The organism is Gordonia polyisoprenivorans NBRC 16320 = JCM 10675 (genome assembly GCF_000241325.1).
In the GTDB taxonomy this organism is placed as follows: domain Bacteria; phylum Actinomycetota; class Actinomycetes; order Mycobacteriales; family Mycobacteriaceae; genus Gordonia; species Gordonia polyisoprenivorans.
The window spans coordinates 36,894-58,178 of the sequence record NZ_BAEI01000063.1; the positions used below are offsets into that span (position 1 = coordinate 36,894).

General features: G+C 66.3%; 24 protein-coding genes and 4 tRNA genes. 17 read left to right on the forward strand and 11 right to left on the reverse strand.

Annotated features, from left to right (window positions below; all coding sequences use genetic code 11):
* The first annotated feature begins 118 nt into the window (after positions 1 to 118).
* Positions 119 to 814 (forward strand): demethylmenaquinone methyltransferase, encoded by a 696-nt coding sequence (locus GOPIP_RS16110; protein ID WP_006370787.1) that lies wholly within the window; start codon positions 119 to 121, stop codon positions 812 to 814.
* 193 nt (positions 815 to 1,007) lie between these two features.
* Here GOPIP_RS16110 and GOPIP_RS16115 read toward each other — a convergent pair whose 3' ends face one another.
* From GOPIP_RS16115 to GOPIP_RS16130, 6 genes are all read right to left on the reverse strand, one after another.
* Entirely contained in the window at positions 1,008 to 1,604 is a 597-nt protein-coding gene (locus GOPIP_RS16115) for a DUF3558 family protein (RefSeq protein ID WP_081482513.1), read from the reverse strand.
* A 21-nt stretch (positions 1,605 to 1,625) separates the two neighbouring features.
* Positions 1,626 to 2,048: a hypothetical protein gene (locus tag GOPIP_RS28310; protein WP_006370789.1), complete on the reverse strand. Its 423-nt coding sequence runs from the start codon at positions 2,046 to 2,048 to the stop codon at positions 1,626 to 1,628.
* A gap of 97 nt (positions 2,049 to 2,145) precedes the next feature.
* The gene (locus GOPIP_RS28315) at positions 2,146 to 2,784 is read right to left on the reverse strand and encodes a DUF3558 family protein (protein ID WP_306304198.1); all 639 of its coding nucleotides are present in this window, start codon (positions 2,782 to 2,784) and stop codon (positions 2,146 to 2,148) included.
* A complete protein-coding gene (locus GOPIP_RS28320) occupies positions 2,774 to 3,178 on the reverse strand; it encodes a hypothetical protein (protein WP_006370791.1) in 405 nt (134 codons plus the stop codon). Before GOPIP_RS28320 ends, GOPIP_RS28315 begins: the two co-directional genes overlap by 11 nt.
* A 100-nt stretch (positions 3,179 to 3,278) precedes the next feature.
* Positions 3,279 to 4,214 (reverse strand): oxygenase MpaB family protein, encoded by a 936-nt coding sequence (locus GOPIP_RS16125; protein ID WP_006370792.1) that lies wholly within the window; start codon positions 4,212 to 4,214, stop codon positions 3,279 to 3,281.
* A 144-nt stretch (positions 4,215 to 4,358) separates the two neighbouring features.
* Positions 4,359 to 5,600, reverse strand: coding sequence for a geranylgeranyl reductase family protein (locus GOPIP_RS16130; protein WP_006370793.1), 1,242 nt, complete (start codon positions 5,598 to 5,600; stop codon positions 4,359 to 4,361).
* 178 nt (positions 5,601 to 5,778) lie between these two features.
* Between GOPIP_RS16130 and GOPIP_RS16135 the strand changes: the two genes are divergently transcribed.
* Entirely contained in the window at positions 5,779 to 6,795 is a 1,017-nt protein-coding gene (locus tag GOPIP_RS16135) for a polyprenyl synthetase family protein (RefSeq protein WP_026920308.1), read from the forward strand.
* Between the two features lie 133 nt (positions 6,796 to 6,928).
* Positions 6,929 to 7,780, forward strand: coding sequence for a zinc metalloprotease HtpX (gene htpX, locus GOPIP_RS16140; protein ID WP_006370795.1), 852 nt, complete (start codon positions 6,929 to 6,931; stop codon positions 7,778 to 7,780).
* Positions 7,781 to 7,801: 21 nt separating this feature from the next.
* Here the strand turns inward: htpX and GOPIP_RS16145 are convergent, their stop codons facing one another.
* Positions 7,802 to 8,293, reverse strand: coding sequence for a YajQ family cyclic di-GMP-binding protein (locus tag GOPIP_RS16145; RefSeq protein WP_006370796.1), 492 nt, complete (start codon positions 8,291 to 8,293; stop codon positions 7,802 to 7,804).
* 231 nt (positions 8,294 to 8,524) lie between these two features.
* On the opposite strand from GOPIP_RS16145, the gene GOPIP_RS16150 reads away from it, so the two are divergent.
* The 5 genes from GOPIP_RS16150 to GOPIP_RS16170 all read left to right on the forward strand — a co-directional run bounded on the left by GOPIP_RS16150 (position 8,525) and on the right by GOPIP_RS16170 (position 10,456).
* Positions 8,525 to 8,605: transfer RNA gene (locus tag GOPIP_RS16150), tRNA-Tyr, on the forward strand.
* 136 nt (positions 8,606 to 8,741) lie between these two features.
* Positions 8,742 to 8,814, forward strand: a tRNA-Thr gene (locus tag GOPIP_RS16155).
* Between the two features lie 41 nt (positions 8,815 to 8,855).
* Positions 8,856 to 8,929 (forward strand) — tRNA-Met (locus tag GOPIP_RS16160).
* Positions 8,930 to 9,013: 84 nt separating this feature from the next.
* Positions 9,014 to 9,181, forward strand: coding sequence for a 50S ribosomal protein L33 (gene rpmG, locus GOPIP_RS16165; protein WP_003929651.1), 168 nt, complete (start codon positions 9,014 to 9,016; stop codon positions 9,179 to 9,181).
* Positions 9,182 to 9,355: 174 nt separating this feature from the next.
* Positions 9,356 to 10,456 carry a fused (3R)-hydroxyacyl-ACP dehydratase subunits HadA/HadB gene (locus GOPIP_RS16170; RefSeq protein ID WP_006370797.1) on the forward strand — a complete coding sequence of 367 codons (1,101 nt, stop codon included), beginning with the start codon at positions 9,356 to 9,358 and terminating at the stop codon, positions 10,454 to 10,456.
* A gap of 25 nt (positions 10,457 to 10,481) precedes the next feature.
* Here GOPIP_RS16170 and GOPIP_RS16175 read toward each other — a convergent pair whose 3' ends face one another.
* The gene (locus GOPIP_RS16175) at positions 10,482 to 11,111 is read right to left on the reverse strand and encodes a TetR/AcrR family transcriptional regulator (RefSeq protein WP_006370798.1); all 630 of its coding nucleotides are present in this window, start codon (positions 11,109 to 11,111) and stop codon (positions 10,482 to 10,484) included.
* 121 nt (positions 11,112 to 11,232) lie between these two features.
* On the opposite strand from GOPIP_RS16175, the gene GOPIP_RS16180 reads away from it, so the two are divergent.
* A complete protein-coding gene (locus GOPIP_RS16180) occupies positions 11,233 to 12,384 on the forward strand; it encodes an ABC transporter permease (RefSeq protein WP_244421161.1) in 1,152 nt (383 codons plus the stop codon).
* Here GOPIP_RS16180 and GOPIP_RS16185 read toward each other — a convergent pair.
* Entirely contained in the window at positions 12,318 to 13,340 is a 1,023-nt protein-coding gene (locus GOPIP_RS16185) for a DMT family transporter (protein WP_006370800.1), read from the reverse strand. The genes GOPIP_RS16180 and GOPIP_RS16185 overlap by 67 nt on opposite strands.
* On the opposite strand from GOPIP_RS16185, the gene GOPIP_RS16190 reads away from it, so the two are divergent.
* From GOPIP_RS16190 to GOPIP_RS16225, 8 genes are all read left to right on the forward strand, one after another.
* Positions 13,339 to 14,757, forward strand: a complete 1,419-nt coding sequence (locus tag GOPIP_RS16190) for an aminotransferase-like domain-containing protein (protein ID WP_006370801.1) — start codon at positions 13,339 to 13,341, stop codon at positions 14,755 to 14,757. The genes GOPIP_RS16185 and GOPIP_RS16190 overlap by 2 nt on opposite strands.
* Before the next feature lie 297 nt (positions 14,758 to 15,054).
* Positions 15,055 to 15,127, forward strand: a tRNA-Trp gene (locus tag GOPIP_RS16195).
* 38 nt (positions 15,128 to 15,165) lie between these two features.
* Complete coding sequence (secE, locus tag GOPIP_RS16200) at positions 15,166 to 15,645, forward strand: preprotein translocase subunit SecE (RefSeq protein ID WP_006370802.1); 480 nt, start codon at positions 15,166 to 15,168, stop codon at positions 15,643 to 15,645.
* A gap of 146 nt (positions 15,646 to 15,791) precedes the next feature.
* Positions 15,792 to 16,661, forward strand: a complete 870-nt coding sequence (nusG, locus tag GOPIP_RS16205; protein ID WP_006370803.1) for a transcription termination/antitermination protein NusG — start codon at positions 15,792 to 15,794, stop codon at positions 16,659 to 16,661.
* Positions 16,662 to 16,751: 90 nt separating this feature from the next.
* Positions 16,752 to 17,183, forward strand: coding sequence for a 50S ribosomal protein L11 (rplK, locus tag GOPIP_RS16210; RefSeq protein WP_006370804.1), 432 nt, complete (start codon positions 16,752 to 16,754; stop codon positions 17,181 to 17,183).
* Between the two features lie 143 nt (positions 17,184 to 17,326).
* Entirely contained in the window at positions 17,327 to 18,043 is a 717-nt protein-coding gene (gene rplA, locus GOPIP_RS16215) for a 50S ribosomal protein L1 (RefSeq protein ID WP_006370805.1), read from the forward strand.
* Positions 18,044 to 18,154: 111 nt separating this feature from the next.
* Positions 18,155 to 18,613, forward strand: a complete 459-nt coding sequence (locus GOPIP_RS16220; RefSeq protein ID WP_006370806.1) for a helix-turn-helix domain-containing protein — start codon at positions 18,155 to 18,157, stop codon at positions 18,611 to 18,613.
* Positions 18,610 to 19,065 (forward strand): VOC family protein, encoded by a 456-nt coding sequence (locus GOPIP_RS16225; protein ID WP_006370807.1) that lies wholly within the window; start codon positions 18,610 to 18,612, stop codon positions 19,063 to 19,065. Before GOPIP_RS16220 ends, GOPIP_RS16225 begins: the two co-directional genes overlap by 4 nt.
* On the opposite strand, the gene GOPIP_RS16230 is transcribed toward GOPIP_RS16225, so the two are convergent.
* Both GOPIP_RS16230 and GOPIP_RS16235 read right to left on the reverse strand, forming a co-directional pair.
* Positions 19,043 to 20,104: an LLM class F420-dependent oxidoreductase gene (locus tag GOPIP_RS16230; RefSeq protein ID WP_006370808.1), complete on the reverse strand. Its 1,062-nt coding sequence runs from the start codon at positions 20,102 to 20,104 to the stop codon at positions 19,043 to 19,045. The two genes, GOPIP_RS16225 and GOPIP_RS16230, sit on opposite strands and share 23 nt — an antisense overlap.
* A 29-nt stretch (positions 20,105 to 20,133) precedes the next feature.
* Complete coding sequence (locus tag GOPIP_RS16235) at positions 20,134 to 20,973, reverse strand: crotonase/enoyl-CoA hydratase family protein (protein ID WP_006370809.1); 840 nt, start codon at positions 20,971 to 20,973, stop codon at positions 20,134 to 20,136.
* Between the last annotated feature and the right edge of the window lie 312 nt (positions 20,974 to 21,285).

Genomic DNA, 21,285 nt, shown 5'->3' on the forward strand with positions numbered 1-21,285 from the left:
CGGTGAATGTGCCGCGATGACCGGGTGTCACCTGCGGCTTTGCCGAGATGTGAGTTGGGCCACCGAGCTCGTCGGACGCTCGGTCGGGCGGCGGTGACGGGCAGGTAGCGTTATCGCCATGGCTACCCCCGAACGTGCGAGTCTGGACAAGGACCCGGCCGAGGTCGCGGCGATGTTCGACGGCGTCGCCAAGCGCTACGACATCACCAACACCGTGCTGTCGTTCGCGCAGGATCGGCGGTGGCGTAAGGCGACCCGCAAGGCACTCGCGCTCACTCGCAACGACGTGGTGCTCGACCTGGCGGCCGGCACCGCCGTCTCCACCGTCGAGTTGGCGACGTCGGGGGCCACGTGCGTTGCCGCCGACTTCTCCCTCGGAATGCTCAAGGCCGGCGCCGATCGGAACGTACCGAAGGTCGCGGCAGACGCCATGGCTCTGCCCTTCGCCGACGGATCATTCGACGCGGCGACCATCTCGTTCGGTCTGCGCAACGTCCACGATGTGCCGACCGCCCTGGCCGAGCTGTATCGGGTGCTCAAACCCGGTGGCCGCCTGGTCATTTGCGAATTCTCCACACCGACATTGCGGCCATTCCGCACCGTCTACATGGAGTACCTGATGAAAGCGCTGCCCGCGGTGGCGACGAAGGTGTCGAGCAACCCTGCCGCGTACGTGTATCTCGCCGAATCGATTCGAGCCTGGCCCGACCAATTCGGCCTCGGCGACCTCATTCGCGACGCCGGGTTCACCGACGTCCGCTGGCAGAACCTCACCGGTGGAATCGCGGCAATACACTCCGGTATTCGCGTTTGACTCGTCACCTGGGCGGCACGGATGTCGATTGCCCGGTGGTCGAGGTGACTGCCGGCTCGGATCGATTACTTCGGTGGCCGAGGAGCGACGAGCGGCGACATCGCATCGGTTTCGACGTGGTCCGCCAGATCGGTGGTCGAGGTGCCGAGGAGCGATAGCGACGAGCCTCGAGACCGGCCGCTTTGGTGCTGGGTCAGGGTGGCATTTTGTCGATTGTTGCTTTGGTGAAGGCGATGGCTTTGGCGCACTTTTCGGATAGCGGAGCGCCGACAACGGCCACCGATGTCGTTACGATCGCGGTTCCTGACTGTACGTTGGTTACGCAGCTCTTCTGTCCGAGCCATATTCCGATTGCCACCATTCGTCCGTCGATGAAGAGATCCGGCTGCCAATCAATCGTGCTGGCATACTCTTCTTTGTAGCGTGCGAGCGACGAGTAGTTTCCGACGTCCTGGCTGAGGTTCGAGGTCGGGGAGTTCGAGAATCGCCACAGGCAGCCCCTCGCCGTTTGATGGTCCGCGAGTGCGACGTCATCGACGGAATCCGGGGCGAGGCCAATCGACAGTAATTCTTGCTCGGTTAGCGCGGTGCATGGCTCATAGGGTGACCCATCATTCAAGTCACTCCATCGGTCCTTGAATTTCGTCACGAAAGGTAGGGGAGTCCCTGACGAGTCAGTTTGTCGGATAGTTGATTGCGCGGTCACGGAGGCAATGTTGGTTGATTCAATTGTGCCCGTTGTTTGAGTCGAGCAGCCGATAAGTGTAAGGTGATGAATGACGCCAGGCAATAGAGTGCAAGGTGGGAAATTCTATGCTTGGAACTCACGGCCATTGCTATCGTCGATAGTCTCCAGCTCAGTATGGGCGATCTCGCATTTATTTGCTAGAACGCCGAGTTCTTCCTGAAAGTCTGTAACGGTGGATGACAGCATCGAAATAAATTCGATGGCGCGGGCGCTGAACTCAGTTCCCTCGGGAACGGTGCCATAATGGTTCTTCTGCCCCGCGGCTCTGAGCTTTGACAAGGCCTCCGCCAACTCTGCCGACAGATTGCGCGCCACCCCGGCCCGTCGCTTCCACTCGGCGTCGATGACCTGTACGACTCCGCCGTCGCCGAGTTCGGGATTGCCGCGGGGAACGGAGGCGTCTGGTGGAGTGATGGAGTCGTCCCGAGTCGCACGGGTGTGCCTGGATGTACGAAATGATCTGTCATCTGGCCCCTTCTGGCCCATGCTTGCGCAGGGGTCGCGCCTGTGGCCCCGCTCCGGACAGATCCCGCTCCTGCAATACCCTCGGCCTTAAAGGCGCGCTGGCCACCATGGTGCTGGGTCAGGGCGGCATCTTGTTGATCGTGGCTGCGGTGAAAGCGATGGCCTTGGCGCAGACTTGATCTTCTGGCGGCAAATCAATATGAAACGTGGCACTTGTGGCGACTACCGCAGTGCCGGATGCTACGTAGGTTGTACACTCTCCAGAGGTAATTATGCCGACCGCGACGCTTCGGTTGGCAAGTTCCACGTCCGGAAGCCATTTCATGTGACCAGACTGTCGCGCTTTATACTCTGTCAGGCTCGGAGCATTCCCTACCGATTGTGTAATGCTCGAAAAGGGATCTCCCTCAGTCTCCCAGTCACAGCCCCGTGCGGTTTGTTGATCAGCAAGAGCCACATCCCTGGCGGTTTGTGCGGATAGGTTGAATTTACTCAGAACTTCGGCGTTCACGGCGGTACAAGGCTCGTATAGTGTACCGTCGTTGTTCGAGTTCCATCGGTGGGTGAACTTAGTTTTGAAAGGCAGCGAAACTCCATTGGCGTCCGTCTGCCTGGTTGTTGGTGCGGGGGCTGTGGTTGATCTTGCTATTGAATCGACCGGACGATTGATGTGTTCTGAATTGGAGCAAGACGAAAGTGTCAAAGTTGCAAAGACTGCAAGTGTAGCGAATGTCTTTTTGCTGGTACTACGTTGCAATGTCGTTGGCCGCAGTTGAATCAGCTCCCGTCAACTCAAACTGAGCTAGTGAACACTGGTCACTGAGTCCGAGGAGGCCAGTTTCTTTTAGCTTGATTTCTTCTGTCAAGGTATCGATGAATTCCACGACTCGGGCATGAAATTCACCGCCCTCTTTGCAGCGCCCATAGTGATTCTGACGCCGAACGTCGGTCAGAGACCGTCTCGCCTCCGCCAACTCCGCCGCCAGATTCCTCGCCACCCCGGCCCGTCGCTTCCACTCGGCGTCGATGACCTGTACGACTCCGCCGTCGCCGAGTTCGGGATTCCCGCGGGGAATGGAGGTGTCCGGTGGCGTGGTGGAGTCACCGCCGAGTGGCACACGTGTGCCCGGTTGTACGAAATACTCCGTCATCCCTCCCCCTTCTGGCCCCGGCCAGATCTACGGCGTGAAAGGCATTGTAGCCAGGATCGTCGGGTTTGGGAGGATTGGCGTCAAGGTTGTGGATGAAGGGTCAGCCGGCGTGGCGGACGGGACATCCAGGGGCGAAGGTGCCCAGCTCATCGACCTCATAGCCGCGCGGATAGCAGCGGATCTGCGGCATGTCCCGGCCGTATTGGGGGACGGTACGTCGGCCGGCGAAGAACCGGATGGCCAGACCGCGGGCCTTCAGGCCGTTGCGGGCGACGACACGCTCGACGGCGGTGGGCTTGGGGTAGCCGAAGGCGTCGAGCAAGCGGTCGTCCATGAGGGCGAACGACAGGCGCCGGACGAGCCACGCCGGGAGAAGGCGGAACGGCATGAAGGTGGTGAGCAGATCCAGGGTGGCGTCGGCGACCTTGCGTGATCCGGGGGAGTAGGCGAAATGTTCGCGCTCGTAGTCTTCGAGGAAGTGCTCGAAGTCCTCGTACGTGCCGGGAATGTCTTTGAGCGCCATGTGTTTGCCGAGTTTGCGGTAGTACTCGGTGAGACCGTCGATCTCGTTGCGGCCCAGCGGGCGCCACTCGTAGTCGGCCACCCAGCGGACCGGACACACCACGAACGTGGCCAGTACGTAGAGCATGTCGTCGTTGGAGATGTCGTACATAGCGTGCATCTGGTTGATCCGCCGGACAGCATTGCGGGCGCGTGGATCGGCGAAGCCGTGTTCGACGGGAGCGTCGAGGAGCAGCACGGTGTCGTCGTAACGCTTCTGGGTGCGTTCGGTGAATTCTCCGGTCTCATACAGCAACTCGCCGATCGACGGTACGGCGTAGGTGCGGAAGAGGGCGAAGCTCAGCGCCATCGTGATGCCCCACGGGTATTCCAGGGTGCCGAGGCTGCGTGCGTACCGTTCGGGATCGGCCGCAGGGTCGACACGGGCAAGGTCGTCACGCAGTCGGTAGCGCTCCGCGCGGCGGGTACTGATGCGATGTGAGACCGACGAGGCGACGGACGAAACGGACGGCATGACGCTCCTGAGGTGGCCGTTATATCAGATATTTGAAACATACCATCGGTTTTGTCCCAATCCAATGTGGACGAGCGACACGCAGAGCGCCGTCGGCGAGCAGGCGAGCGCCGTCGGCAACAAGCAGGGCGCTGGCGCGAAGCGTCAGCTGAACGGCGGCCGTTCGTCGATGCGGGTCGACAGATGGCCGACGCCGCGCCACGCGCGGGCGACGAGGTCGGCGTCGTCGGGGGTGATGAGATTGCCCATCACCCGGACCACGAGCGACATCAGCCGGGCCGACCGGATTCCGGGGCGGCCGAGGGCCGGGACGGTCTGCGGCATCGTCAGCAAGCCGGCGAGTCGACGGGCAGCGGAGAAGGCCAGCCCGTAGTGGTCGACGAGCAGGCTGCGCCAGGCGTGCGTGTGGTCGTCGCCGGACAGGAGGCCAACCGCCAGCCGGGCGGTCTCCAGTGCGTAATCGATGCCCTCGCCGTTGAGGGGATTCACACACGCCGCGGCGTCGCCGATGAGCATCCAGTTGCGGCCGGCGACATTGCTGACCGCACCGCCCATCGGCAGCAGCGCCGAGGCGATGCGCACCGGCTCGCCGGTGATCTGCCACTCGTCGGCGACCATGTGCGAGTAATGCTCGAGGATCGGCCGAAGTGCCATGTGCGCCGGTCGTTTTGATGTGGCCAGAGCACCGACGCCGACGTTGAGCAACCCCTCGCCGAGTGGGAACACCCAACCGTATCCGGGCAGCAGTTCACCGTCGGGTCCGCGGAGTTCGAGGTGCGATCCCATCACGGTGGCGTCGGCGCGCGGGGACGGGACATAGGCGCGCGCGGCCACGCCGTACGCGGTGTCGCGGTGCCACTGTCGGCCGAGGATCTTGCCGAGGCCCGAGCGCACCCCGTCGGCGACGATGACCTGCCCGACGCGGATCGTCCGCCGACCATCGGCGGTGTCGACGACCACTGCGCTGATGCGGTCCCCGGCGCGCTCGACGTCGACGGCTTTGGCGCCCGACACCATTCGTGCACCACGCTCGAGGGCGAATTCGCGGATCGCGTCGTCGAGTTCGAGGCGCGCGACGGCGCTGCCGTAGCCGGGGAACCGGCCCGACGGCCACGGCACGAACACGCTGCGGCCCCAGCCGTTGAGCTGCAGACCGTCCAGACGCGGCCGCGTGTCGAGGAGATGCCCGAGGCCGAGGCGATCGAGTTCGGCGACGGCGCGTGGGGTGAGCCCGTCGCCGCAGGTCTTGTCGCGTGGGAACACCGCCGCATCGACGAGAACCACCTGGCGACCGGCCGATGCGGCGTAGGCGGCGGCCGCCGACCCGGCCGGCCCGGCGCCGACGACCAGGACGTCGGCGGCGTCGGGGACCTCGACGGGGGGCACTTGGCTGCTCACCCGACCAGTATGTCGGCGCACCGTCGGGCGATGCTGCTCGGGCAGCGTCGGTGCCAGACGCTAGGCTGCACAGAGGTAGTGCCCTGGGGTATGGCGCCCGATGCGTCACGCCGATGGCCTTGGCCTTCTCGAAACGGACCTTCTCGAAACGGAGCGGCGCAAACACGTGAAGTCGACATTCACCGGAGTAGACCTCGGGACCGATGAGTTCGCGGAGACCGTGCGGTCCTCGCTGGCCCGTGTCGAGGACCTGCTGCTCACGGAGCTGGCTTCGGGCGACGACGTCATGACCGAGGCCGCGACACATCTCGCGCGTGCCGGGGGCAAGCGATTCCGGCCGATGTTCGCGATCCTCGCATCGCAGTTCGGGCGTAACCCCGACGCCGACGAGGTGATCACGTCGGCGACCGTCGTCGAGATGATCCACCTCGCGACGCTCTATCACGACGACGTCATGGACGAGGCGCCGATGCGCCGCGGCGCGCAGAGCGCCAACGCCCGGTGGACCAACAGCATCGCGATCCTCTCCGGCGACTTCCTGTTCGCCCGGGCCTCCCGGCTGGTCTCGACGCTGGGCCCCGACGCCGTGCGCATCATCGCCGAGACCTTCGCCGAACTCGTCACCGGGCAGATGCGCGAGACCGTCGGTGCCACGCAGGGCGCCGACCCGATCGACCACTACCTGAAGGTGGTGTGGGAGAAGACCGGGTCGTTGATCGCGGCCGCGGGCCGATTCGGCGCGATGGCTTCCGGCGCGACCGCCGACGACACCGAGCGGCTCTCCAGGATCGGCGACATCGTCGGCACCGCCTTCCAGATATCCGACGACATCATCGACATCAGTTCTGTCACAGGCGATTCCGGCAAGACGCCGGGTACCGACCTGCGTGAGGGTGTGCACACCTTGCCGGTGCTGTACGCGCTGCGCGAGGACGACGCGTCGTCGGATCGACTCCGCACACTGCTGCTCGCCGACGACGGATCGGCGCGGCCGCTGACCGACGACGCCGAGGTCGCCGAGGCGCTCGATCTGCTCAACGCCTCGGGCGGCATGGTGCAGGCCAAAGGCAAGCTGGCCGAATTCGCCGAGCAGGCTCGTGCCGAACTCGCCCAGTTGCCGACCGGGCCTGCGCACGGGGCATTGAGCTCGCTGGTCAGCTACACCATCGACCGAACCGGATAGCCGAGCGGTCGGATGGCTCACACCCCGCCCGGAAACCGAAACGGGGTCTGGATCGTTTGAGAAACTACAGGGCGTCCCCCGCCCGGCAGCCTGCCGGAGCGCACACCGACGTCGTGACTCGAACGAGGACCTGATGCATTTCAACGGATTGAAGACCGCGCTCCTGCTCGGTGTGATGTCGGCGATCATCGTCGGCATCGGCGCGATGTTCCGCAGCCCCATCATCCTGTGGGGGTCGGTCATCCTCGCCGTGGCGGTCAACGCCTACGTCTACTTCAACAGCGCCAAGATGTCGCTCAAGGCGATGCACGCGCAGCCGGTGACCGAGGTCGAGGCGCCGGTGCTCTACCGCATCGTCCGCGAGCTGGCCACCTCGGCGCATCAGCCGATGCCCGCGCTCTACATCAGCCCGACGGAGTCGCCGAATGCGTTTGCCACCGGCCGCAATCCGAAGAACGCGGCGGTGTGCTGCACCGCCGGGATACTGCGGCTGCTCGACGAGCGGGAGTTGCGTGCGGTCCTCGGCCACGAACTGTCGCACGTGTACAACCGCGACATCCTGATCAGTTCGATCGCCGGCGCCATGGCCGCGATCATCAGCGGCCTGGCGAACTTCGCGCTGTTCTTCGGCGGCAACCGCAACAACGCCAACCCGCTGTTGATGCTCCTTGTCGCGTTCGTGGCGCCGATCGCGTCGACCCTGATCAAGCTGGCCGTGTCACGCTCGCGCGAATATCAGGCCGACGCCTCCGGTGCCGAATTGACCAGGGACCCGCTGGCGTTGGCGTCGGCGCTGGCCAAGATCTCCGGCGGCATCCAGGCCGCGCCGCTCCCGCCGCAGCCCGACATCGCCGCGCAGAGTCACGCGATGATCGAGAATCCGTTCCGTGCCACCGACCGGATGGCCAAGCTCTTCTCGACACACCCGCCGACCGAGGAGCGCATCGCCCGACTGCAGGAGATGGCGCGGCGCGGGATCAGCTGAGCGCCGCCGTCACCCCAGCCGCTACCGGTAGTTGACGAATTGCAGCGCGATCCCGAAGTCCTCGCCCTTGAGCAGCGAGATGACAGCCTGCAGGTCGTCGCGCTTCTTGCTGGAGACGCGTAACTCGTCGCCCTGGATCTGCGCCTTGACGCCCTTGGGCCCCTCGTCGCGGATCTTCTTGGAGATCTTCTTCGCGTGCTCGGAGTCGATGCCCTGCACGAGCGTTCCGGTGATCTTGAACTGCTTGCCCGACGCGGCGGGCTCCCCGGCGTCGAATGCCTTGAGGGAGATGTCGCGACGGATCAGCTTCTCCTTGAACACCTCGAGGCCGGCGACGGCGCGCTCCTCGGCGTCGGAGGTGATGACGATCGCCTCCTCGCCGGACCATGCGATACCGGTGTTGGTGCCGCGGAAGTCGTAGCGCTGGGACAGTTCCTTGGCGGCCTGGTTGAGGGCGTTGTCGACCTCCTGGCGGTCGACCTTGCTCACGACGTCGAACGATGAATCAGCCATGGGTACAGCCTAGTGGGCGCGCTCGCGGGCGAGACGGGCGCTCTCGACGCGTGGGGGAGCGCCGTCGGCGAGGAGGCGGGGCGCTCTCGGCGGTGGGTTGGGCGCGCTCGGAGAGGAGGGGAGCGCGCTCGGCGGGGCAGCTCTGACCAGCGGGTTTGCGTGAACGGCCGGTAGTCGTTGTATTCTTCACGGCGTTGTTCACGCGGTCGGAAACGGCCGCGAGAATGGCACGGCAGGTTGCCCGAGCGGCCAAAGGGAGCGGACTGTAAATCCGTCGCGCAAGCTACATAGGTTCGAATCCTATACCTGCCACAAACGAGGAAAATCGTCGTTCGCGACGCGCCGTCAAACCGCTGTAACAGGCGATTTGGTGCGCCGCCGAGTCGGTGTGTAATCTCGTTAAGGCTCTCGAGCCGCCCGGACACGTGACCGGGCAGCACGGGTGAACGCCCCCTTAGCTCAGTCGGCAGAGCGTTTCCATGGTAAGGAAAAGGTCGACGGTTCGATTCCGTCAGGGGGCTCGGGAGGACTTGATCGCCCCCGCGGGTGCTCAGGCCGCCAAGGCGGTGTAGCTCAGCTGGTTAGAGCGCACGACTCATAATCGTGAGGTCGAGGGATCGAGCCCCTCCACCGCTACACAACACGCAGCGCCCGCGGCGGCCCGGGACACGGGGGCGCGAGCGCCGAGAACACGCAAACCCCCGTGAAAGAAGGATTACAGTGGCTTCCTCAACTGATGTGCGGCCCAAGATCACCTTGGCCTGCGAGGTGTGCAAGCACCGCAACTACATCACCAAGAAGAACCGTCGCAACGATCCCGATCGCCTCGAGATCAAGAAGTTCTGCCCGAACTGCGGCAAGCATCAGGCGCACAAAGAGTCTCGCTGACGCAGTCGTCGGCGATCGGCGACATACAGACATACCTGCGGACCGCCTCGACGAGGCGGTCCGCAGTGGTATGTGCGCGGCACGGATGAGACCTTCCTCGCGCGTCGCGGCAGCAGCCGTCGGAAGTCATGGATCGACGCCACCGGGACGTGGCACAGGTAAGGAGCGAACCGCATGTCGTCACAGATCAGCGACGCCGAGATCAAGCAGCGGACCTCGGAGCTGAAGGCCGCCGGCGAGAAGCTCACCCCCGAGGAGATCGCCGAGCACACCAAGTCGCTCGTCGGCTTCAACTACACCGTCGACGATTACTACGAGATCGGCCGCGAAGAGGTCCGCAAACACGCCCTGGCCGTGCAGGACCCGCACCCGACGCACTGGGACGAGTCCGCAGCGCGCCGACTCGGCCATGACACCCTGATCGCCGCCCCAACCTACGTGTCGGTGCTCGGCATCGTCGCCCAGCGCAAACTGTTCGAGGACGTCATCACCGGATACGACCTGTGGCAGATCATGCAGACCGACCAGCGGCTGATCTACCACCAGCCGATGAAGGTAGGCGATCAGCTGGTGTGCGACGTGTCGCTCGACTCGTTCCGGCACGTCACCAGCCCGGAGACGATCGATCTGATGGTCACCAAGAACGTCATCTGGAATCAGCGCAACGAGCCGGTGATGACCACCTACACCTCGCTGGCCGCGCGGCCGGGCATGGAGATCGATCCCGAACTCGCCGAGTCGCTCGACCACGTGATGATGAAGGTCGACCGCACCGGCACCGTCGGACGCACCGTCGAGCCCGAGCCCGGACGCTACGACCGCCCCGACCCCACCGAGCGTCCGGGAGCCTACGGCGCGGTGGACTTCGATTCGCTGACCGTGGGCCAGGAACTACCCGCCAAGCGTTTTCTGCTGACCCGCGGCAACCTCACCAACTACGCCGGTGTGGCCGGGGATCCCAACCCGATCCACTTCTCCGACCACCTCGTCAAGGCCTCGGGCATGGACGACGTCGTGGCGCACGGCATGCAGACGATGGGCCTCGGCGCGACCTTCATCTCCGAGCACATCGGCGACCCGGCGGCGTTCTGCGAGTACAACGTTCGCTTCACCAGCCCGGTCTACGTGCCCGCCGACGACAGCGCCGCCGTCGACTTCACCGGCAAGATCAAATCCGTCGACCCCGACACGCGCCGCGGCACGATCGCGATTGTCGCCAAGCAGGGTGACCGCAAGATCTTCGGGCGCGCACAGGCCGTCATCCAGTTCAACTGAGGGTCGTCTCCCGGACTGTCCCCAATCACCCTGCGTCGGATCCCTCTGCGCCGGATCCCTCTGCGCCGGAGTCCTCTGCACCGGAGGCATGTACGCGGATGAGCGGCACCGCCGCGGTCTCGACGACGTCGTCGATCGCCTCGGCCGACAGTGAGCCCTCCATCAGGAAGTGGTAGCGCACGAGGTCGAACGCCAGCGTGGCGGCCGTCGCCGGCACCGGCCCCGCACCGATCTCCCCACGGTCGCGTGCCCGTCGGATGATCACCCCCGACAGATCCTCGGCCTTGGTGCGCAGCACCGTCATCGCAGCGGGATTGGGCTCCGACGCGGCGCCGGCCATGATGCCGAGCGCGACCTCACGGCCCTGTGCGGCCAGCCGATCGAGCAACTCGTGGATCGTTCCCCGCAGATCGCCGGCCAGGGTGCCGGTGTTGGGGGGCGTGATGTCGGCCAGGCGCGTGTTGGCCAGGGCGGTGATCACCATCTCCAGTTTGGTCGACCACCGTCGATACAGCACCGCCTTGCTCGTCCCCGCGCGACGCGCGACCCCTTCGACGGTGAGGTCGGCGAATCCGACGTCGCGCAGTTCGGTGAGCACCGCGTCGAAGATCGCCGCATCGAGTTCGGCCCCGCGGCGTCGGGTCGCTGCCGCCATCTCCTGCCACCTTCCGACAGTCGGCCGATCAAGCCGGCCGGATAGGAAACGTTGCGTTTCTTGTTGGTTCAGACTAGCATCGCAGGCAATAAGAAACGCCACGTATCTTAAGGGGAATGTGATGATGAAGTCCGACGAAGGCAAGGCCCTCGCGTTGGTGCTCGGGCTGACCGCGGTGGTGTCGATCCTGTTGTTGGCGTTCGCGCTCCCCGGGGTGCACTCCAAGCCCAACGACATCCCACTGGCGGTGGTCGCGCCGGCCGCGGCCACCGAGCAGATCTCCCGTGCGCTCGAGGAGCGACAGCCCGGCGGCTTCGAGGTCACCGCCGTCGGCGACGAGGCGCAGGCGCGACGCCAGATCCTTGATCGCCGGGTTGAGGGAGCACTTGTCGTGCAACGGGATTCGACGCGAGTCCTGGTGACGACCGCGGGCAGTCCGGCAGTGGCCACGCTCATCGAGACCATCGGGCAACAGATGGGCACGCAGATGCACTCGCCGGTCACCGTCGTCGACGTCCGCGGGTTCGGCACCGGCGACCCGAAGGGCGTCGGGCTGGCCGCCGGAGCATTGCCGCTCGCCCTGGGCGGCTGGATCGGTGGTGTGGCACTGATGATGATGATCCGACGGCCTCGCAACCTCGTGCTGGCGACACTGGGCTTCGCCGTGCTGGCCGGGCTCGCGATCAACCTCCTGATGCGTTACGTGCTGGGTACTTTCGACACCGCCTTCTGGTACCTGGTGCTGAGCGGAATCCTGGGTATCGCCGCCACCGCGTTCGGGGTGATCGGACTGCGTCGACTGCTTGGCGGAGCGGGCCTCGGGATCGCCGCGATTCTGCTTGTGGTGCTGGGCAATCCGCTGTCCGGGCTGAGCAGCTCGCCGGACCTGTTGCCCTCTCCGTGGGGCGCGATCGGTCAGCTGCTACCGCCCGGGGCCACCGGAACACTGTTGCGCAACGTCGGATTCTTCAATGGCCACAACATCATTCATCCGATCGTGGTGCTCACGGTGTGGCTGGTGGCCGGGCTGGGTCTCTACGCGATCGCACTGTGGCGTCAGACCGACGTCAGCGAGGACGACGAACTCATCGACGAGGTCATCGGCATCGACGGCGCTGCACACGCCGGCGCTGCACACGCCGGCGCTGCACACGACGAACCGGCGTCGGGGGAGGACTCGGCCCCGCACGGGCGGCACGAAATCGGTCACGTCGTCGAGATGTCGGCGCACTCGTCGTCGGCTGGGCACTCGTTTTCGGGGCACTCACGCTGACGCGGGGTCGGCGAAACGCGGGACCGCACAGTGAAAGCGGCGCAGGCGATCACCGCGCACCCGCCGACGACGAGCGGCACGGTGAGATGCTCGCCGAGCATGACGACGGCCCAGCAGACACTGAGGACCGGCTGCACCAGCTGGATCTGACTGACCGTGGTCATCGGCCCGATCGCGAGACCGCGATACCAGGCGAAGAATCCGAGGAACATGCTGACGCCGGCCAGGTAGGCGAACGCCGACCACTGGCCGGCGCCGGCGTGCGGTGGGTGGGTGACCACGCTGACCGCCGACACCGTCACCATCACCGGCGCCGCGAGAACCAGTGCCCAGCAGATGGTCTGCCACGAACCGAGTTCCCGCGACATCAGCCCGCCCTGCGCATATCCGATCGCTCCGAGCACCACCGCCGCGGCGAGCAGGGCGTCGGCGACCCCCGGTCCGCTGCCGACGGACCCGCCGTGGGCGAGCAGGCTGAACACGACGGTGGCTCCCACCCCGAGGGCCGCGCCGAGCCAGAAACGCGACGACGGTCGCTCGCCGGTCAGCAGCACCGCGACCACCGCTGTCGCCGCGGGCAGTAGGCCGATCACCACCGCGGCATGCCCGGCGGTGGTGCGCTGCATGGCCAGTGAGGTCAGTATCGGGAAGCCGGCAACCACGCCCGCCGACACCGGGGCGAGCCGAAGCCACTGCCGGCGGGTCGGCAGCGGAGCGCCGAACGCGATCAATGCCACCGCGGCGAGAGCGGCCGCGACGACGGCCCGCCCGCAGCCCACGAACAGCGGGTCGAGTCCCGCACCGCCGGTGCCCCCGACTGCGATTCTGGTGAACGGGACGGTGAACGAGAAGGCGATCACGCCGACGAGCCCCCAGGCCAGTCCGTGGGCGGTCGTCGGGCCGTGCGCCGATAGCGGACGCGAGAGACGTGCGATAGCGCTACTATTGGTTCTCATGTCCGACGATAGCAGTGAGCAGATCGCGCGTCACCTCCGTTCGCTGACCGCAACCGCCGGCCCGGGATCGAAGCTGCCGTCCACCCGCGACCTCGCGGCGCGGTTCGGCGCCGGACCGGTGACCGTGCAGCGGGCGCTTGCGATGGTGGTGGCCGACGGCCTCGTCGAAACACGCCCCGGCCGTGGCACTTTCGTCCGCGCACGTCCGACGCAGCGTCGAGGCGCGGATGTGGCGTGGCAGACGGCAGCGCTCGGACCCCGACGCGACGGTGCGTCCCCGGTCGGTTCGACCCTGCGGCAGGTGCCGCACGACACGATCGCCATGCATTCGGGCTACCCCGACGAGTCCCTGCTACCCATCCGCGAGGTCGGTGCGGCACTCGGTCGCGTGGCCCGACGGCCGGAGTGCTATCGCCGACCGCCGATCGCGGGGATTCCGGAGTTGCGGCGCTGGTTCGCCGACGAGCTCTCCGCCACCGACTCTCCTGGGTCTGCGCCTGCCGAGTCCTGGCACTCCGCCGATGTGATGGTCGCCTCGGGTGGGCAGGCCGCGCTGGCCGCGGCATTCCGCGCGCTCGCCGCCCCCGGTGAACCGATCGTCATGGAGTCGCCGACCTACTGGGGTGCGATCGGCGCCGCCCGGCAGGCCGGTCTGGTGATCGTGCCGGTGCCCCGATCCGACGGCGCACCCCGGGCCGGCGACCTCGACGCGGCGCTGACGTCGTCGGGGGCGCGCGTCTTCTACGCCCAGCCCAACCACGCCAACCCCACCGGCGACCGCTGGGATGCCGGGCAGCGGTCGGCGATCCTCGATGTGATCACCGCGCATCGCGCGTTCCTCGTCGAGGACGATTGGGCGCACGACCTCGGGATCGATGAGCCGGTGCGGCCGCTGGCCGTCGCCGACCGCGACGGGCACGTCGTCTACGTCCGGTCGTTGACCAAGAGCATGTCGCCATCGATGCGGGTGGCCGGGATCCTCGCGCGTGGACCGGCACGGGTACGGATCGAGCAGGCGCTGGCGCATTCGGATCTGTTCGTCTCGCCGATCCTCCAGTGGGCGGCCCTCGAGGTGGTGAGCAGACCGGCGTGGCGCACCCACCGCAAGACACTTGCCCGCGCGTTGGGGGACCGGCGCGACGCCCTGCTGGCCGCGCTGCGTGAGGCCGGCTTCGATCCGCGCCGGCCGGCCGGTGGACTGCACCTATGGGTCGACCTGGGCGTCGGCAGGGCCGGCGACGCACCGCCCGACGCCGACGCCGTCGTCGGGCGGGCACTGACCAAGGGTCTCGCCATCTCGCCGGGTACCGAGTGGTTCCCCGCCGAGCCGACCGGCCTGTTCGTCCGGCTCACCTATTCCGCGGTCACCCCGGATCGATACGATGACGCCGTCCGGATTCTCTCGGAGAGCCTCTGACGCCCGAGCGACTGACGCCAAGGGGCCACAGGCCCGTCGGGCGGGGACGTTCCAGGGGCGTTTTGGGTTCGGCAGGGCCCATGTTCTACACTGAAGTGTCTCGATTGACTTAGACTTGCGCGCTACCCATGGGGTGGCGCGTTGGTTTTGTCGGACGGTTGATTCTGTCGGACGGCGGAATGTCGGTAGCCGAAGGCCACGCGGCCGGACGGCGACGACACACCAGTCCGTAGGGTGGATCGAGATGGTGGTCCGAGTGGCCCGGCGGGTTTTCTTGCCGGGACGTGACGGCCGCAAAGGGGCGTAGCTCAACTGGCAGAGCAGCGGTCTCCAAAACCGCAGGTTGCAGGTTCAAGTCCTGTCGCCCCTGCCCTGGTGAGGGCACACGTTGACGAGAGGACCTCGAAGTTGAGCAAGCGAGATCGAGCAGCCCGCGCCAAAGATGCCGCGGGGGACACCGCCGCGTCGGCGGCCGATGAGCTCGAGGTCTCCGATGCCACCGACGATTCCGACGGCGAGAGCACGACGTCACTGACGAAGTCGGCCGACACCGAGCTCCGTCCGTCCGGTAAGCGTTCGGGTCGGGGTCGCCGTTCGGCGTCTGCCGCCGGCACCTCCGACGACGACTCGGATTCCGCAGGTGGAACCGCGGTCGCCGTCAAGGAACGCAAGAAGAAGGCGTCGCCTGCGGAGAGCCACAATCCGTTCGTACGGATCTGGCTGTTCCTGCAGCAGGTCGTCGCCGAGCTGAGGAAGGTCATCTGGCCGAGCCGCCGCGACCTGGTCGTCTACACGGCCGTCGTGCTGGTGTTCGTGGTCATCATGACCGCCTTCATCTTCGGTATCGACCTCGGCTTCGCCAAGGGCGTCCTCTGGCTGTTCGGTTAGCGGTTCACCTCGAGTGAGCGCACCGACCATCTCGGGGCGCCCGACGAACCGGTCGTCGGCGCACGGCGGACGGCACGGTCGAGTGACGACCGGGCGAACGACGTGAGACCTGACCGAAACTGTGAGAAAGAGGAGCGTGGGCTGCAGTGAGCACCCCGGAGAACACCGAAGCGGCTGACGTCGAAGGCGTCGTGACCGACGAGGCCGTCACCGACGAGACCCTCGTGGACGAGACCGACGACCCCGGTGTCGAGGCGCAGGCCGAGGCCGCCGAGGACGAGGCCGCTGCCGTCGAGGGCGGCGAGGCCGCAGTCGAGGCCGATGAGGCAGCCAGCGAGGCTACCGACGAGGTGGCCGGCGAGGCCGACGCTCCTGCCGAGCCCGAGGAGACCGACCCCGTCGAGGAGCTGCGCAAGCAACTGCGTCGCGCGCCCGGCGAGTGGTACGTCATCCACAGCTACGCCGGTTACGAGAACAAGGTGAAGGCCAACCTCGAGACCCGTGTGCAGAACCTCGACGTCGGCGACTACATCTTCCAGGTCGAGGTGCCGACCGAAGAGGTCACCGAGATCAAGAACGGCCAGCCCAAAAAGGTCAACCGCAAGGTGCTGCCGGGCTACATCCTGGTGCGCATGGATCTCAACGACGAGTCGTGGGGCGCGGTGCGCAACACCCCGGGTGTCACCGGCTTCGTCGGAATGACCTCCAAGCCGTCGCCGTTGAGCCTCAACGAGGTGCTGCAGTTCTTGATGCCGCGCACCGAGGCCAAGAAGTCCGCAGCCAAGGCCGCCTCGGCCGGCGAGAGCGTCGAGGCTGCCGCAGCCGCGGTCACCTCGACCATCGAGGTCGATTTCGAGGTCGGCGAGTCGGTCACCGTCATGGACGGACCGTTCGCGACGCTGCCCGCCTCGATCTCCGAGGTCAACGCCGAGCAGCGCAAGGTCAAGGTGCTCGTGTCGATCTTCGGTCGCGAGACGCCCGTCGAACTCGGCTTCAATCAGGTCGAAAAGATCTGATTCGCCCGTCAGCCGGTGACCGGCTGACAACAAGACTTCCACGCCTCCAGCGGACGTGGATCAGCAAGAAGAACAACCAAGGAACTAGAGATGCCTCCCAAGAAGAAGAAGCTTGCCGGGATCATCAAGCTCCAGATCCAGGCAGGCGCGGCCAACCCGGCCCCGCCCGTGGGTCCGGCGCTTGGTCAGCACGGCGTGAACATCATGGAATTCTGCAAGGCGTACAACGCCGCGACCGAGTCGCAGCGTGGCAACGTCATTCCGGTGGAGATCTTCGTGTACGAAGATCGGTCGTTCGACTTCAAGTTGAAGACCCCGCCGGCGGCGAAGCTGCTGCTCAAGGCTGCCGGTCTGCAGAAGGGCTCCGGCGAGCCGCACACCAAGAAGGTCGGCAAGGTCTCGATGGACCAGGTCCGCGAGATCGCCAAGACCAAGCAGGAAGACCTCAACGCCAACGACATCGACCAGGCCGCGAAGATCATCGCCGGTACTGCTCGGTCGATGGGTATCACCGTCGAGTGAGCTTGCGATCTCGCGAGAATCACCGTCGAGTGAGCTCGCGATCTCGCGAGATCACCGAAGGCTGAGAGTCTTCAGATGTAGTGGGAGGGCCGGCTCGGCCCGCACCACCAACCCGAATCGTTTCACGGAGAAAGAACAGAGCAATGAGCAAGAAGAGCAAGGCCTACGCGGCCGCGGCCGAGAAGGTCGACAAGAGCAAGCTCTACAGCCCGCTGGAGGCTGCCGAGCTGGCCAAGGACACGTCGTCGAAGAACACCGACGCGACCGTCGAGGTTGCGATCCGGCTGGGCGTCGACCCCCGCAAGGCGGACCAGATGGTTCGAGGCACCGTCAATCTGCCCCACGGGACCGGTAAGACCGCCCGCGTGATCGTGTTCGCCACCGGCGACAAGGCCGCCGAGGCCGTGGCCGCCGGTGCCGACGAGGTCGGCGCCGAGGATCTCATCGAGAAGATCCAGGGCGGCTGGCTGGACTTCGACGCCGCGATCGCCACCCCCGATCAGATGGCCAAGGTCGGCCGTATCGCGCGCGTCCTGGGCCCGCGTGGTCTGATGCCGAACCCGAAGACCGGCACCGTCACCCCCGACGTGACCAAGGCCATCAACGACATCAAGGGCGGCAAGATCAACTTCCGCGTCGACAAGGCAGCGAACCTGCACTTCGTCATCGGCAAGGCCTCGTTCGACGCCACCAAGCTGGCCGAGAACTACGGTGCCGCCTACGACGAGATCATGCGCGCCAAGCCGTCGGCTGCCAAGGGCCGCTACATCAAGAAGGTCACCGTCTCCACCACCACGGGCCCGGGCATCCCGGTCGACCCGGCGGTGACCCGCAACTTCGCCGAGCCTGCGCAGGCCTGAGCGAATTCGACTCCTCGACACCCCCGATTGCCCTGGTGCGGTCGGGGGTGTCGTCGTCGTGACAGTCCGACGATCGTTGTGGCGGTCCGGCTCCGGTGAGAGCATGAGCGGGTGAACCGTAGCGTGATGTCGGCCCGCGAGGACGAGAACCGGCGGCTGTTGCGTGCGCGGGATGCGATCGACCGGCATCACGCGCGACGGCTCGACGTCGACGAACTCGCCCGGATCGCGGTGATGTCGTCCGCGCACTTCAGTCGCCGATTCTGTGCGCTGTTCGGCGAGACCCCACACCGCTACCTGCAGCGGCGCAGGATCGAACGGGCTTGTGCCGCACTGAGGTCGGGTCGGACGGTCACCGACACGGCGTTCGCGGTCGGCTATGACAGCGTGGGGACGTTCTCCCGGACGTTCACCGCCATCGTCGGATGTACGCCGACGGCCTATCGCCGTGCCGTGGCCCCGATCCCCGTGCCGGGCTGCGTGGTCCGGGACTGGACGCGACCGGCAACCGGACTGCGCAGTTTCGGAGAAGCGCTCACCGGCGTGGAGCCCGTAGCGTCGTCATCATGATCACCTCGGTTGCCATTCATTCCATCTTCGTTCTCGATCATCAGGAGGCGCTCGATTTCTATGTCGGCGCACTCGGTTTCGAGGTGAGCAGTGACGTGGACATGGGGTTCATGCGCTGGCTCACCATCGCCCCGCCCGCCCAACCCGACCGCGAGATCCTGCTGACGGTGCCCGGCCCGCCGGCCACCACACCGCAAGCGGCAGAGGCGATTCGCGATCTGCTCACCCAGGGTGCGCTGGGCACGGCGGCGATCCTCGGTACCGACGACTGCCGGGCCACCTACGCCGACCTCGTGGCCAAGGGCGTCGAGTTCACCCAGGAGCCGCAGGAGCAGCCGTACGGGATCGATTGCGCGCTGCGGGATCCGTTCGGCAACCACATCCGGATCACCGAGCGCACCGACGAGCGTCCGGTCGACGATCGCGACATCAGGCGATGGTCGGCGTCCTAGGTCGTGCCTCGTCGAGTACCTGTGTGACGGCGGCGGCCCGGGCGGTCGGATCGTCGTCGAACGGGATGAGGTACACGGTCCCGACGCCGGCCGCGGTGAAACGGTCGAGTTGTGCGGCCATCGACGCCGAATCGCCGACGAGTGCCGTCATCTCGATGAGTTCGTCCGGAACGCGCTGTGCCGCGACGTCTTTGGCGCCGCTCAGGAAGTGCTTCTGGATCTCCGCGGCGGCCGAGTCGAAGCCGTACGCACACGCCACACGGTAGTAGAAGTTGCGTTCGGGAGCCCCCATACCGCCGATGTAGAGGGCGTAGTGCCGCTTGATGGCCTCATAGCCGGGTGATCCCGGACCGCCCGCGGCCAGCGGCACCTGTGCGTGGATGTCCAGTGGGCCAAGGTGTTCGGGGCGGGAGTCACCGCCCCGGTCGAGGGGCTCGCCCCAGATGTCGCGGAATCGCTCGGGTGCGAAGAACATCGGCTGCCAGCCGTCGGCGATCTCGGCGGTCAACTCGACGTTCTTCGGTCCGAGCGCGGCAACGAGGATCGGGATGTCGGGGCGGATCGGGGTGGAGATCAACGCCAGCGGCTTACCCAGGCCGGTGCCACGATCGGCGGGCAGCGGCAGCGGATGGTGTCGTCCGGAATGGGTCACCTTGGCGCCGGTCCAGACCGTGCGACAGATCTCGATCACCTCACGGGTACGCCCGAGCGGCGCGTGATAGGGCACCCCGTGCAAGCCCTCGATCACCTGCGGGCCCGACGTGCCCAGGCCCAGCGAGAACCGACCGTCGGTGAGGTAGTCGAGAGTGGCCGCGGTCATCCCGATCAACGCCGGGGTGCGCGAGTAGATCGGGATGACCGACGTCGTCAGCGACACCGACGGAATCCGGCCGGCGAGATAGCCCAGCTGGCTCGGCGCGTCGAACGCATAGGCTTCGGGAACCGCCAGCAGTTCAACACCTTTGGCCGCGAAGACCTCCGCTTCGCCGGCGGCGGTGCGGAAGTCGGTCGAATAGTTGATCAGCAGTCCGATACGCACGACGGACCTCCTCTGGAGTGGATGGATCGTCAGTCTCGGTAGGTCGGCGTACGGCGATCCCGTGCCGCGGCCAGGGATTCGGCGAGGTCCGCGGAGAGCAGGGTGGCGGCATTCCACAGTGCCACCTGCTCGAGGCCGTCGCCGATCGGGTGGTCGCGCGCGAAATTGAGTGCGCGTTTGGTGCCGCGGACCGCCAGCGGTGACCGCGCGGCGATGGTGGCAGCCAGCTCGCGTGCGGAGGCCAGGACGCCGTCGCGATCGTCGGAGACCCCCGTGACCAACCCGATGGCACGGGCCTCCTGCGCGTCGACGGTGCGTGCGGTCAGGGCGAGTTCGCGGGCGAGGCCTTCGCCGATGATCCGCGGCAGACGTTGCAGCACACCGACGTCGGCGGTCACTCCGAGGTCGACCTCCTTGAGGCAGAAACGGGCGTCTGCGGCCGCGAGGCGCACGTCGCAGGCGGCGGCGATGTCGAGTCCCGCGCCGATACAGGCACCGGAGATCGCGGCGATCACCGGTGTACGGCACCCCTCGATGGCACTGACCGCGCGTTGCAGTTCGATGATCCTGTCCAGCAACGCTTCCGAACCCCGTCCGGCACACGGGTCGTCGGCGACGGTGGAGAAGTCGTCGAGCATCTGCAGGTCGATGCCCGCGCAGAAGTGGCGCCCGGCCCCGGAGAGCACGACGACGCGTACCGACGGATCGGTGTCGATCTCGGCGAATGCCGACGCCAGGGACCACCACAGTCCGGCGTCGAGCGCATTGGCTGCGGCGGGACGATTCAGCTGCACCGAGGCGATTCCCTCGCACCGGTCGATCACCAACGAGGGATTCTCGGACGTGGACGGACCCGATGATGCCGTCATGAGAGCTCTCCTTCTCCACGATGCGCGCGGCTCGGATGCAGGAGAAGCTAACACGGACGCCGAGCGGGATGACAAGCCTCGGATCGGCCGTCGGGAGGCCGGCAACTCGAGCGAGCGGGCCGTGGAAAACCGCGGCTGCGCTGCGCCGATGCGGCGCCGGGACAGTGTGAACCCACCCGATCGAGGGAGGGGGGCTACCCCCAATGGGGTAGCAAGACATCACCGGCGGGGCAGGTGGACTCCCACCGAGCTTCGTTAGCGTTGCAGAGCGCCGACGTGTGATGGGCAACACATCAGAGGGTGAGAGTGTTC

Excerpts from the sequence above, each read along its gene's own strand:
- GOPIP_RS16110 (WP_006370787.1), top strand. The coding sequence starts at position 119 with ATGGCTACCCCCGAACGTGCGAGTCTGGACAAGGACCCGGCCGAGGTC.
- GOPIP_RS28310 (WP_006370789.1), bottom strand. The coding sequence starts at position 2,048 with ATGGGCCAGAAGGGGCCAGATGACAGATCATTTCGTACATCCAGGCAC.
- GOPIP_RS28320 (WP_006370791.1), bottom strand. The coding sequence starts at position 3,178 with ATGACGGAGTATTTCGTACAACCGGGCACACGTGTGCCACTCGGCGGT.
- GOPIP_RS16125 (WP_006370792.1), bottom strand. The coding sequence starts at position 4,214 with ATGCCGTCCGTTTCGTCCGTCGCCTCGTCGGTCTCACATCGCATCAGT.
- htpX (WP_006370795.1), top strand. The coding sequence starts at position 6,929 with ATGCATTTCAACGGATTGAAGACCGCGCTCCTGCTCGGTGTGATGTCG.
- GOPIP_RS16145 (WP_006370796.1), bottom strand. The coding sequence starts at position 8,293 with ATGGCTGATTCATCGTTCGACGTCGTGAGCAAGGTCGACCGCCAGGAG.
- GOPIP_RS16170 (WP_006370797.1), top strand. The coding sequence starts at position 9,356 with ATGTCGTCACAGATCAGCGACGCCGAGATCAAGCAGCGGACCTCGGAG.
- GOPIP_RS16175 (WP_006370798.1), bottom strand. The coding sequence starts at position 11,111 with ATGGCGGCAGCGACCCGACGCCGCGGGGCCGAACTCGATGCGGCGATC.
- GOPIP_RS16180 (WP_244421161.1), top strand. The coding sequence starts at position 11,233 with ATGATGAAGTCCGACGAAGGCAAGGCCCTCGCGTTGGTGCTCGGGCTG.
- GOPIP_RS16190 (WP_006370801.1), top strand. The coding sequence starts at position 13,339 with ATGTCCGACGATAGCAGTGAGCAGATCGCGCGTCACCTCCGTTCGCTG.
- GOPIP_RS16185 (WP_006370800.1), bottom strand. The coding sequence starts at position 13,340 with ATGAGAACCAATAGTAGCGCTATCGCACGTCTCTCGCGTCCGCTATCG.
- rplK (WP_006370804.1), top strand. The coding sequence starts at position 16,752 with ATGCCTCCCAAGAAGAAGAAGCTTGCCGGGATCATCAAGCTCCAGATC.
- rplA (WP_006370805.1), top strand. The coding sequence starts at position 17,327 with ATGAGCAAGAAGAGCAAGGCCTACGCGGCCGCGGCCGAGAAGGTCGAC.
- GOPIP_RS16225 (WP_006370807.1), top strand. The coding sequence starts at position 18,610 with ATGATCACCTCGGTTGCCATTCATTCCATCTTCGTTCTCGATCATCAG.
- GOPIP_RS16235 (WP_006370809.1), bottom strand. The coding sequence starts at position 20,973 with ATGACGGCATCATCGGGTCCGTCCACGTCCGAGAATCCCTCGTTGGTG.